The organism is Bradyrhizobium jicamae, from assembly GCF_018130695.1.
In the GTDB taxonomy this organism is placed as follows: Bacteria; Pseudomonadota; Alphaproteobacteria; order Rhizobiales; family Xanthobacteraceae; genus Bradyrhizobium; species Bradyrhizobium jicamae_B.
Genome location: NZ_JAFCJX010000015.1, coordinates 71,716 through 82,947, shown reverse-complemented (window position 1 = coordinate 82,947; position 11,232 = coordinate 71,716). Strand labels below are relative to the sequence as shown.

The following is an 11,232-nucleotide window of genomic DNA, read 5'->3' as shown; positions in this document are numbered from 1 at the left end:
GCCGCACCGCGTCCGGGACACGAGATCATCCCCTCCCCACCGTGCATTCGATCTGGCCGTGCGGCTCATCCGTCGGCAGGAACACGTCGTTGTTGTTATCGAGCCCGAACGCCGACAGGTTCATCGGGATGAAGTGCATGTTCGGGCAGGCCATGCTGATCTCGGAAATCTCCGGCACCGCCGCGAGCGCCGCCTCGCCCATGCGGTAGAGGCTGTCCTGCACGCTCTTGCTGTAGGTCGTGGAAAATACTTCGAGCATGGTGTCGAGGATCTTTGCGTTGGTTGTCGGATAGCTCGCGGGCTTTCTCGACCACGTCCATGACGCCACCATGGAGGTTGCGCACATGCGATCGGCGGTCGGCGGGATCGTTGTGTAGGGATCCTTGACGTAATTCTCCCAGCCGGACTGGGTCGACTTCATGAAGGCAAAGCCGTCGATGCCCGACGCCAGCGTTGCCGCGCCGCCGCGCGCCATCGTGAGCTCGACGGTCGGCTTGCCATTGGCGTCGAGCACGAAACTGTGCGGATGCGGCTTGCCGCCGATCGAGAGCCGGCTCCATTTGGTCTCGTGCGAGGTGATCGCCACCGATGCGATCTGCGGATAGGTGTCGAGGTATTTTGTCGCCAGCACCTGGCAGAATTCCTCAGCGCTGAGAGCGGTGTTCTCGCGCGCGATCACGTTGACGATGTTCTTGATGGTGTCGGTCGACACCGTCATCGCATTGTCGCCATGGGTGTAGGTGCGGGCGAAATCGCCCTCGACCATCGCCTTGATGTTGAGCTGGCTGACCTCCTGCCGCTCGCCGTCGCGGTGAATCCGCATCACCCGGACGCGGCCCTTGCCGTAGCGATTCTTGATCAGCGGCATGGCGGAGCCTCCATTTTGTGCGTCGGTTGGCGGGTGATCCCGCAGTGGTCCCGCCAATATTGAGCAACGTTTGTGCCACCGGCAAGCTTGTGGCACGGGCCTTGTATCGGTTGAATGGCGGTCGAACGGCCGAATTGACGGGGGTCAATATGAGTGCCGAATTCCATCCGGTTGACGAGGTTCTTCCCGTCCCGCGCCTGCTGGCGCTCGGGCTGCAGCATGTGCTGGTGATGTACGCGGGTGCCGTCGCGGTGCCCCTGATCATCGGCCGGGCCCTGAAGCTGCCGCCGGAGGACGTCGCCTTCCTGATCAGCGCGGATTTGTTCGCCTGCGGAATAGCCACGCTGGTGCAATGCATCGGCTTCCCCGGTGTCGGCATCCGCCTGCCGGTCATGATGGGCGTCACCTTTGCCTCGGTCGGGCCGATGCTGTCGATGGCGGCGGCCCACGAGATCGGGCTGCTCGGCATCTACGGCTCGGTGATCGCAGCCGGAATCTTCGGCATCGTTGCCGCGCCCTTCCTCAGCCGGCTGCTGCCGCTGTTCCCGCCTGTTGTCACCGGCACCATCATCCTGGTGATCGGGATCTCCTTGATGCGGGTCGGGATCAACTGGGCCGGCGGTGGGCTGCCGACCCTGACCAGGGTGGTCGACGGCGTGCCCGGCGCGTTCCCCAATCCGGCCTATGGCCAGCTGCAGGGCCTCGGCATCGCCTTCTTCGTGCTGCTGGTCATCCTCGGCCTGATCAGATGGGGCTCCGGCTTCGTCGCCAATGTGTCGGTGCTGCTCGGCATCATCGCCGGCGCCGTGCTGGCGAGCCTGCTCGGCGTGATGCATTACGACAAGGTCGCCGCCGCCTCGTGGGGCGCGGTCGTGATCCCGTTCCGCTTCGGCGTCCCGCAATTTCATCTCGTGCCCATCGTGACCATGTGCATCGTGATGATCGTGGTCATGATCGAGTCGCTCGGCATGTTCCTGGCGCTCGGCGACATCACCGGCAAGGCGGTCGATCGTGACGCGCTGACCCGCGGCCTGCGCGCCGATGGCGTCGGCACGCTGCTCGGCGGGCTCTTCAACACCTTTCCGTACACCTCGTTCTCGCAGAATGTCGGCCTCGTCAGCGTCACCGGCGTGCGCTCGCGCTGGGTCACGGTGACCGGCGGCTGCATCATGCTGCTGCTCGGGCTGCTGCCGAAAATGGCCGCGCTGGTGGAGGCCGTACCGCTGGTCGTGCTCGGCGGCGCCGGGCTCGTGATGTTCGGCATGGTGGCCGCGACCGGCGCGCGGATCCTCGCCGGGGTCGACTTCAGGAATAACCGCTTCAACCTGTTCGTGGTCGCGATCTCCGTCGGCTTCGGCATGATCCCGCTCGCCGCGCCCGGCTTCTTCCGCAATCTGCCGCACGATCTGCAGCCGCTGCTGGAGTCCGGCATCCTGCTCTGCGCGCTGGTGGCGGTGATCCTGAATGCGTTCTTCAACGGCATCGGCGGCAAGGAAGCTGCGGAAGCCGATGCGGCCGCGGCGGCATCGGCGGCACAGCATGTGTGAGACGGTTTGATTTGTAGGGTGGGCAAAGGCGCTCTTGCGCCGTGCCCACCATCCACGGCGTGCTCGTGATGGTGGGCACGGCGCTGCGCGCCTTTGCCCACCCTACGCATTTGCGTTAACTCCCGCGATAGGTCGAGTAGCTCCACGGCGAGACCAGCAGCGGCACGTGCAGGTGGCTCTCGGGCTCGCCGACCGAGAAGCGCAGCGGAATGCGGTCCAGGAACGGTGGGTCTGATAGCGGCACCTCGCGTTTGGCAAAATAATCGCCGACGCTGAAAATCAGTTCGTAGGTGCCGATCGGAATCGGGCGGCCGCCGATCAGCGGCTGGTCGGTGCGGCCGTCGGCATTGGTGACGGTGCGCACGACCACGCGGCTCGCACCGTGCTCGGCGAGCTCGACCAGCTCGACGGCGACGCCCGCCGCCGGCTTGCCGCTGTGGGTATCGAGCACATGGGTCGAGAGCCGGCCGTGCACCGGCAATTTGTCATCGGCGTCGACCTGCTGATCGAGCCGGAGTGCGGCGATCCGGCAGATCTCCTCGATCGAGCGCTGCGTCTCGGCCGCGGCATCGTTCGGCAGCCGCTGCGCGAAATCACGCAGGATGGAATCCTTGGTGTGGCGGCGCACGCAGACGATATAGGGGAAGCCGAATTTGGAGCGGTAGGCATTGTTGACGCGCTCGAACGCATCGTACTCGGCATCGGAGAGACGATCGAGCCCGACGCTGGTCTGCTCGGCGGTGGAATCCGCGGTGAGGCCGGCGGCGCGCTGGGCCTTGTCGGCGAGGTCGGGATGCGCCTTGATCAGCGCCAGCCGCAATTCCGCCGGCGCCCGCTCGACCGCTCCCTTCATCGCCGCGAACAGCGCCGCGATGCCGGCGAACGGGCGCTTCATCGCGACCTGCTCGGCGATCCACGGCGAATGCTCGAAGACATTGGCAAGTGCGGCGACGAAGGCGTCGCGGCTCGCGGCGTTGAGGTCGGTCAGCGTGGTCGTCATCAGCCTGTCCGCGTTCGAATCCGCACTACGCGAGCTTCACCTCTCCCTTGGGAGAGGTCGGCGCGTCGCGCCGGGTGAGGGGTTACGGTCTCTCGTGAGCGCGGCGCCCCCTCACCCGATTTGCTGCGCAAATCGACCTCTCCCCGTTGGGGAGAGGTGAAGGGACACCGCGGTTCAACCGGTCCAACCAAAACTTAACCCCCCGCTAGCGCCGGTCATACGACCAGCCGAAAATCCCGCCGCGCGCGGGTTCCGGCTCAGGCGGCGGCGCGGTCTCCTTGACCTCGGCCTGCGGCGGCGGGGCTGGCACCGGCGGCGCGGGCAACCTCTCACATTTCATGGAATAGACCAGCTCGCCCTTCGCGGTCTGGCCGATCGGCGCGCAAGGATTGGCGGCAGCCTTCGACGCGCTTTTGGGCGGCGCCTGGGCAAACGCCGGCGACGTCATCAGCAGGACAACAAGCGCAACTCTCTTAATCGTCATCTCGAACCGTCTTGCGGGAGGCGATGGCCGCCGGTCCCGCATCCTAGCGGGCCGGCGCCTGAGCGGCTGCCGAATTTTTCGGCCGCGTCAGATTAATTTGCACGCTTTGCGGGCCGGGACACGCAGTCTCGTTCCCGCGACATGATCTGTCCGGGTCTTGCCGTTCGTTTCGCCCTCTTCGAAAGCTGAGGGCGCAGGGAAAGCCGGGCGCTTGCTTGCACCCGAGGTCTCGTGCGCAATGTGCACAAAAAAGTGCGCACACGAGCATACAGGTGCAGCGGGAGCATCCCAGCCTTCCCTGCGCGATGGGTTACGGCTTATACGCGCTCATCCCGGTGACCAGACCTTGTTGACACCGTCATCCCCGGAAAGCGAGCTCCCCGACGACAAGACGCCAGCCTTGGGGCGTCCGACCCACGCGACTTCACCGTCCGCGGCCTCGCGCGCAACGTCAATCGCGCAAGTCACGGCCACCGCATCTCGACCCACGTTCGTGACGACCGCGAAGCGCCCCTCATGCCGGGTGAGACGGGGCTATTGTTAGCATAATCGGAAGTTCGTGTAAAGTGGATTCTTTTGACAACCGGGCTTGCGGCGTCGGGCAGGTCAGCCGCCCGGTTGTGGGTGAGATTTGGATCTACGACCTTCAGGTGGTGAGGGTTATCTTTAGAACGGCAAGCTTTGACTTTCCTCATTTGTTTCCGTACGCATGCACCCATATGCCCCCTTAAAGCTTTGCTCGGTGACGGCGGCTTCGGGCAATCCGCCGCCGGAAGGCGGTAAGCATTCTTAACCGATCGCCCTCCGTTCAGGATGGCGGCTCGATCATCTCCCGCAGTGCCCACGGTCTCTCCCAAGTCACGCTCCGCGCGGTGCCCCAGGTCGAAGAAACATTTCCGTCACGCAATGTGCAGGAAGATGCGCCGATCTACTTCCCTTTCGTTATGCACATGTTGACCGAACCGGCGTGAGGACAGCTAAGGGATCGGCAAACCGTTGCAATGCAGTCGATCGGCGCGTCTCATCGACTCACTGACGGATATGATCTTTCCAGCCCTCGCCTGACCAGGTCGCGCCAGTTAACATTAGAAATGACAGTTGTGCTTGCGCGCACTTACGCTTAATGAAACATTAACATGACCTCAATAATATATCCTTTGCGGGGATATACTCTTAGGAAGCCATGGCCCACGTCCATTTAGCTGGATTCCAATGTGAGCGGTGCGGCCATCAGTGGCTGCCGCGCGAAAAAGGGCAACAACCTCGTGTCTGCCCGAAGTGCAAAAGCCCATACTGGGACCGTCCTAGACAACGGGCGACAAACGACCGCTCTACAAGAAGCGTTGGGGGCAAAGTGAGGAAGGCGAAACGCAAATGAGTAAATCGCCAAAGGCTTCTGGCTGGGAGTCAGAGGACGTTGATACCGACAGCTTGCTTCTCGATCCAGAGAATCCTCGCTTGGCGGACTACGGACTCACCCCGAGGGCAACTCAGGAAGAAATCGTCAAAGTGCTTTGGCAGAACATGGCCGTCGATGAACTCGCTTTGTCCATCGCCGAAAATGGTTTCTATCGCCACGAACCTCTTTACGCAGCGAAGGAGCGGGGCAAAAACTTTGTGATCGAAGGCAATCGTCGACTAGCAGCGGTGAAGCTGCTGCGAGATTCAAATCTTCGATCGAGGTTGCAAATTTCGAGCCTGCCGACCATCAGCCTGGCCGCGCGGAAGCAACTCGACACGTTACCCGTCATCTTTTGTAAGCGCGAGGAGGTGTGGGCCTACCTCGGCTTCAAGCACATCAACGGACCTCAAGCCTGGGAATCCTATCCGAAGGCCCACTACGTTGCTTGGGTGCACAATGAAGTAGGCGTTGCGCTGGAGGAAATCGCTCGACGTATTGGCGACAAGCATAGCACAGTCGAACGCCTCTATGACGGGCTGATGGTCCTAGAACAGGGCGAAGCCGCTGGTGTCTTCAGCCGAGAGGATCGATATCGCGAACACTTTTCGTTTTCGCATCTTACCACAGGGCTCGGATACACGGGAATTCAGGGGTTCTTGGGGCTGCCGAAGGGCGAGAAGACTATCGGCAAGAGACGCCCTGTACCGAAGGATCACGAGAAGCAACTCGGTGAGTTTTTGACTTGGCTGTATGGCAGCCGGTCGAAGAGTCTGCCGCCTGTCATTCAGAGTCAAAACCCAGATCTGCGTCGATTAGACGAGGTTTTGAAGAATAAGCAGGCTATTGCAGCATTGCGCAAGGGGTTGACGCTCAGTGTCTCGCTCGAAATCAGCAAAGGAGACGAGCGCGTCTTCCGAGAATCGATGGTGGAGGCGAAGCAGAATCTCCAAAAGGCACGCGGCACTGTGCTTACAGGTTACGATGGAAATGAAGACCTGCTTCAAACAGCCGAGGACTTGGTTGAACTTTCGCGGGCAATATTCAGTGACATGCAGCAGTCACGCTCAAAGAAATCTAAGTGATTAGTTCCGCATTGACATGCCTATCCCATTGCCCGCCGCGACCGACCCGACAGAAAGTCTAGCCGACTGGATGGAGTTGGAGGCTCTACGCTCAAAGGACAAGTCAACATCCGTCGCCAGTTTGGTCAAATTGCTTCGGCGAACGGGAAGCACCGACGCGATTGTGAGTGCGGGCGGCGATAGTGGCTCGCAGGTCACTCAGTCGATCGCACAGGATGCCTTTGGCGAAATCGAAAACCGAGTGAAGGCTTGCGGAAAGGATCGATATCCCTTCGAGGTGACAAGAGGCGCGTTGAACGTTCGGCCCAAGCCCGAGGCATTTACCTACACAGCCCTGCTGCTTATGTCGATAAATAAGCCAACAGCGGGGCACGAAGGTACTTCTGCGCTCTTCGAGAACATTTGTGCTAGGGCAACGCTCGGATATCTTGGCGGCTCAGCAAACGGCGTCGTATCCGTTAGATTCGGGTCACCCCGCAAGTCACCTTTAGCGCGCCTTAATCAAGCAATCGATGACTTGTGCTTGTCGGTCGGCGAAGGCGACGGCTGTCGCAGACCACAGCTGGCAACACACACCGGCGATGATGGCCTAGATATTGTTGCATGGCGGAGCTTCCCTGACGGAAAGCAAGGCAAACTGATCGCGTTTGGGCAATGCGCAGCAGGCGCGTCCGACTGGCAAGATAAGCTTGCAGAGATGGATGCCCGGTCTTTTGTCAAAAAATGGATGCGGGCTCCGTTGCTGGTTGACCCGGTACGGCTTTTCTTCATTCCGCGCCGCGTGTCATCGAGAGATTGGGAGTCCGCCGGCATCGACGGAGGAATTTTGTTCGATCGTTGCAGGATAGTAGCGTGCTATCACTCCGAGCCAACGTTAGAGAAGCGGTGCCTTGATGCATCGAAAATAATGTTGAAGGGCTTGAAATAAGATGCGGCATCGGATGCATGCTCTTTGTTCTTACTTCGCGATGTTTCCTGAGTCTTTCGCGGAGCATTGGTTGTCAAAACTGACGGCGCCGGGCGATACCGTGCTTGACCCGTTTTGCGGTAGGGGCACGCTACCATTCCAAGCGTTGCTGATGGGCCGCGAGGCGATTGGCTGCGATACGAATCCAGTCGCGTATTGTATTTCTCGTGCAAAGACGAATGCGCCTTCGAAGAGAGCCGTGTTAGCTCGCATCAATCAACTTGAAGAGAGCTTTGAGGCCGACAGGATCGTGGGCGAGCAGCTTTCCGAGCTGCCAATCTTCTTCAAGCACGCCTATCACAAGCACACGCTTATGCAGCTTGTTTATCTGCGCAATACGCTGCGGCACCGAGCAACGATCGTAGACGGGATGATTGCTGCGTTGATACTTGGCTCTCTGCACGGCGAGACTGATCGCTCTGAGAACTACTTCAGTAACCAGATGCCCCATACCATCAGCACTAAGCCGGACTATTCGGTTAGATTCTGGAAAGAGCGGCAGCAAAGGGCTCCGAAGAGGGACGTATTTGGCATCCTGAGAAGGCAGCTAGACTATCGCTATGTAGAGAAGCCGCCAGCTGGAAGGGCATCAATCTTCAACACAGATATGCGCAATCTTCCCAGGTTGAAGAGTAAGTTTAATAGTCCCATTCGGTGCGTGGTAACGTCGCCGCCGTATTTCGATGTTACCAACTATGCTGAGGACCAGTGGCTCCGTCTGTGGTTCTTAGGCGGCCCACCGCAGCCGAGAAAACAGCAATTTTCTCAAGACGATCGCCATAGTGATGTCAACCAGTATTGGACCATGCTTGCGGACATGTGGAGAATGCTCTCGCTCGTCCTCGACAAGAAGTCCGACATTGTAATTCGAATCGGAGCTACTCGGTTGGCGCCGGAGCAGTTGGTTTCTGGACTTCATGCCGTATCCAAGGTGGCAAGCCGTCGTGTCCGCCTGGTTGATTCACACGTCAGCGAGATCGTGAAGCGTCAAACCGAGGCATTTCGTCCTGGCTCCCGTGGATGCCGGGTGGAAGTTGATTGCCATTTTCGTTTGATCTAACCGTCGAGGGCGCGCTTTGCGTCAGTCAGGTAGCCCCCAATTTCGTTCCGGGTCGTTCCGGCGATTCGTGGGCCGAGTTGCTCCGCTTCCTCCGGTGAACTTGCGCCCGCTGGCCGACGTGTAGGTGACGGTCCAATATTTCGTTTTGCCCGAGTTGGATGAGACCGCTGTTGCTGAGCGGCTCCAGGGTTCACCGTCGAAGAGGAACCGGTCCATGTTTGCGTACATCCACTTGAGAAGAGCGCGGTCACTTTTTTCCTTACCGGAGTAAGTGACCCGGCCCCATGTCCACCAAGCCTCCTCAATATCGTGATAGTCCACCTGGGTCCCCTCGTGAAAGTCCGCTGCACTCAAGAACATGCGATGCCGGTGATATCAATACCGGTCTTGATGCGGCTATCGTCGAACGTGGACACCACAACCCGGGCAAGTTCGTGTCGACTTCCCGTTCTTGTACTCCGCGAACGGCCGGAGCAGGCTGGAGACGTTATGTGCTCACCTAAAAGCTGGAGCGGCGGAAGGGGCGCACCACGCCAGTGCACGCTATTCTTGAGTTGGTGAGTGGCGTGGTGACGGCCGTCAGTTAAGTGCACTCAATTGGCTTACCCCTCACTGCTCCGGCAACCCCGCCTTCCCGAGAATCTCCACCCACCTCACCACCTCCCGCTCGACCAGCGCCTGCATCGCTTCGCCTCCGCGGCGCTCGGGCTTGGGGACGGTCGCGCCGATCTTGAGAAAGCGGGCTTGCACCTGCGGCTCGTCGAGCGATTTGGCGACGGCGTCGCGGAGTTTGGCGAGGATGTCGGGCGGCACGCCCTTGGGGGCGTAGAGGCCGGTCCAGGTCTCGGCGGCGAAGTCGGGCATGCCGGCTTCGGTTGCGGTCGGCACGTCGGGGAGGATCGGCGAGCGTTCCGGCGCAGCAACAGCGAACGCCTTGACGGAGCCCGCCTGCACCTGGCCGCTGACGGAGGCGACGAGATCGCAGCTGCCGTCGATTGCGCCCGACAGGATGTCATTGATGGTCTGGCCGAAGCCGCGATAGCTGACATAGGTCGGCTCGGCGCCGATCAGCTGGAACAGCAGGATGCAGGTGATGTGCGAGGCGGCGCCGATGCCGGAGTGGCCCATCTTGAGATCCCCGCCCTTCACCCGCGCGTAGGCGGCGAATTCGGCAAGCGTCTTCGCCGGGAAATCCGCTCGAACGAATACGATGTTGGGCGTGGTCGAGACCAGGCCGAGATAGTCGAAATCCTTGCGCGGGTCGTAGCCGAGCCGCGCATTGGCGCCGACCGCGGCGGCATGCGTGCCCATGTGGCCGAGGCCGATGGTGTAGCCGTCGGGCTGCGCCTTCTTGCCCCTCAGCGAGCCGATCGCACCACCGGCGCCGCCGACATTCTCGACGATGACAGGACGGCCGAGATGCCGCGCCATCGCATCCGCCATGATCCGGCCGGTGGTGTCGGCCGCGCCGCCCGCGGCGAACGGCACGATCAGGGTCAGCGGACGCGACGGATAGGTCTCCGCGGACGCCGAGGAGGCCGATATCGCCGACCACAGGGCCAGGCAGCCGAGCGCGAGACTGTTTCGGAAGAAATGGCCCATACCGCATCCACCCCGGTCGACATTTGCATTTCTATGTCTTAAAGACCAATCTGGTCCGTCACGCAAGACGTTCCTCCGTCACGCGACAGGACGCGCCCGCGCGCCAAAGCCAACTGAAGGGGTTCCCCATGCGCATCATCGTCATGCCCGGAGACGGCATCGGCCCCGAGATTACCGCCGCCGCGCTCGAGGTGACCGAGGCGGCCAGCCGCACATTCGATCTCGAGCTGAGCTTCGACCATGAGGACGTCGGCTTTGCGAGCCTTGCGAAGCACGGCACCACGCTGCGACAGGACTTGCTGGAGCGCGCCAGGACGTATGACGGCATCATCCTCGGCACGCAGTCGCATGCCGACTATCCACCGGCCGCGGAAGGCGGGCGCAATGTCTCCGCCGGCTTCCGCGTCGGGCTCGATCTCTTTGCGAACGTGCGGCCGGCGCGCACGCGCGCGGGCGTGCCGCACAACATGCGCGAGGGCCGCAGCATGGATCTCGTCATCATGCGCGAGGCGACCGAGGGATTCTACGCCGATCGCAACATGACGCGCGGCAGCGGCGAATGCATGCCGAGCCCGGACATGGCGCTCGCCACCCGCAAGATCACCCGGCATTGCAGCGAGCGGATCGCGCGCGCCTCGTTCGAGCTGGCGCGGACGCGGCGCAGGAAGGTCACCGCGATCCACAAGGCCAACTGCTTTCACATGACCGACGGCCTGTTCCTCGAGGCCGTGCGCGACGTGCACAAGGAATTTCCCGATGTCGCGCTGGACGATCTGCTGGTCGACGCCTCGACGGCGCATCTGGTCAAGAATCCGGAGCGGTTCGACGTGCTCTGCTGCACCAATTTCTTCGGCGACATCCTGTCGGATCTCGCCAGCGAGCTCTCCGGCGGCCTTGGACTTGCCGGCTCCGTCAACGCCAGCGCGACGCATTGCTGCGCGCAGGCCCAGCACGGCTCGGCGCCCGACATTGCCGGACAGAACGTCGCCAACCCGACCTCGATGATCCTCTCGGTCGCGATGCTGCTGAACTGGATGGGCACGCGCTACGCCAAGGCGGCCTTCCATCGCGCCGCAGCGGCGATGGAGACCGCCGTCGACAGGGTGCTGGCTGATCCTGCCGCGCGCACCCGCGATCTCGGCGGCACGACAGGCTGCGACGCCTTCGGGCGCCGCGTGGCCGGAGAATTAAGTGCAGCATAATTCTGCGTGGGCTGAGAC

The 11,232-nt window shown here is 61.5% G+C and carries 9 protein-coding genes; 5 read left to right on the top strand and 4 right to left on the bottom strand.

What is annotated here, in order from left to right:
• Positions 1 to 25 precede the first annotated feature (25 nt).
• On the bottom strand, positions 26 to 868 hold the full coding sequence (gene pucL, locus JQ604_RS22370) for a factor-independent urate hydroxylase (RefSeq protein ID WP_212361770.1): 843 nt from the start codon (positions 866 to 868) through the stop codon (positions 26 to 28).
• 149 nt (positions 869 to 1,017) lie between these two features.
• Here pucL and JQ604_RS22365 point away from each other — a divergent pair, with 149 nt between their 5' ends.
• Positions 1,018 to 2,415: a nucleobase:cation symporter-2 family protein gene (locus JQ604_RS22365; protein WP_212361765.1), complete on the top strand. Its 1,398-nt coding sequence runs from the start codon at positions 1,018 to 1,020 to the stop codon at positions 2,413 to 2,415.
• Between the two features lie 115 nt (positions 2,416 to 2,530).
• Here JQ604_RS22365 and uraD read toward each other — a convergent pair whose 3' ends face one another.
• Positions 2,531 to 3,415 carry a 2-oxo-4-hydroxy-4-carboxy-5-ureidoimidazoline decarboxylase gene (uraD, locus tag JQ604_RS22360; RefSeq protein ID WP_433996272.1) on the bottom strand — a complete coding sequence of 295 codons (885 nt, stop codon included), beginning with the start codon at positions 3,413 to 3,415 and terminating at the stop codon, positions 2,531 to 2,533.
• 205 nt (positions 3,416 to 3,620) lie between these two features.
• The gene (locus tag JQ604_RS22355) at positions 3,621 to 3,899 is read right to left on the bottom strand and encodes a hypothetical protein (RefSeq protein ID WP_249158559.1); all 279 of its coding nucleotides are present in this window, start codon (positions 3,897 to 3,899) and stop codon (positions 3,621 to 3,623) included.
• A gap of 1,374 nt (positions 3,900 to 5,273) precedes the next feature.
• On the opposite strand from JQ604_RS22355, the gene JQ604_RS22350 reads away from it, so the two are divergent.
• The 3 genes from JQ604_RS22350 to JQ604_RS22340 are packed head-to-tail and all read left to right on the top strand — an operon-like array spanning position 5,274 to position 8,410.
• On the top strand, positions 5,274 to 6,383 hold the full coding sequence (locus JQ604_RS22350) for a ParB N-terminal domain-containing protein (RefSeq protein ID WP_212361761.1): 1,110 nt from the start codon (positions 5,274 to 5,276) through the stop codon (positions 6,381 to 6,383).
• Between the two features lie 16 nt (positions 6,384 to 6,399).
• Complete coding sequence (locus JQ604_RS22345) at positions 6,400 to 7,311, top strand: hypothetical protein (RefSeq protein WP_212361758.1); 912 nt, start codon at positions 6,400 to 6,402, stop codon at positions 7,309 to 7,311.
• A 1-nt stretch (position 7,312) separates the two neighbouring features.
• Positions 7,313 to 8,410, top strand: coding sequence for a DNA methyltransferase (locus tag JQ604_RS22340; protein ID WP_349631128.1), 1,098 nt, complete (start codon positions 7,313 to 7,315; stop codon positions 8,408 to 8,410).
• Positions 8,411 to 9,019: 609 nt separating this feature from the next.
• Here the strand turns inward: JQ604_RS22340 and JQ604_RS22335 are convergent.
• Positions 9,020 to 10,012 carry a Bug family tripartite tricarboxylate transporter substrate binding protein gene (locus tag JQ604_RS22335; RefSeq protein ID WP_212361750.1) on the bottom strand — a complete coding sequence of 331 codons (993 nt, stop codon included), beginning with the start codon at positions 10,010 to 10,012 and terminating at the stop codon, positions 9,020 to 9,022.
• A 128-nt stretch (positions 10,013 to 10,140) separates the two neighbouring features.
• Between JQ604_RS22335 and JQ604_RS22330 the strand changes: the two genes are divergently transcribed.
• A complete protein-coding gene (locus JQ604_RS22330) occupies positions 10,141 to 11,214 on the top strand; it encodes an isocitrate/isopropylmalate dehydrogenase family protein (protein ID WP_212361746.1) in 1,074 nt (357 codons plus the stop codon).
• The last annotated feature ends 18 nt before the right edge of the window (positions 11,215 to 11,232 follow it).

Excerpts from the sequence above, each read along its gene's own strand:
- pucL (WP_212361770.1), bottom strand. The coding sequence starts at position 868 with ATGCCGCTGATCAAGAATCGCTACGGCAAGGGCCGCGTCCGGGTGATG.
- JQ604_RS22365 (WP_212361765.1), top strand. The coding sequence starts at position 1,018 with ATGAGTGCCGAATTCCATCCGGTTGACGAGGTTCTTCCCGTCCCGCGC.
- uraD (WP_433996272.1), bottom strand. The coding sequence starts at position 3,415 with ATGACGACCACGCTGACCGACCTCAACGCCGCGAGCCGCGACGCCTTC.
- JQ604_RS22355 (WP_249158559.1), bottom strand. The coding sequence starts at position 3,899 with ATGACGATTAAGAGAGTTGCGCTTGTTGTCCTGCTGATGACGTCGCCG.
- JQ604_RS22350 (WP_212361761.1), top strand. The coding sequence starts at position 5,274 with ATGAGTAAATCGCCAAAGGCTTCTGGCTGGGAGTCAGAGGACGTTGAT.
- JQ604_RS22345 (WP_212361758.1), top strand. The coding sequence starts at position 6,400 with ATGCCTATCCCATTGCCCGCCGCGACCGACCCGACAGAAAGTCTAGCC.
- JQ604_RS22340 (WP_349631128.1), top strand. The coding sequence starts at position 7,313 with ATGCGGCATCGGATGCATGCTCTTTGTTCTTACTTCGCGATGTTTCCT.
- JQ604_RS22335 (WP_212361750.1), bottom strand. The coding sequence starts at position 10,012 with ATGGGCCATTTCTTCCGAAACAGTCTCGCGCTCGGCTGCCTGGCCCTG.
- JQ604_RS22330 (WP_212361746.1), top strand. The coding sequence starts at position 10,141 with ATGCGCATCATCGTCATGCCCGGAGACGGCATCGGCCCCGAGATTACC.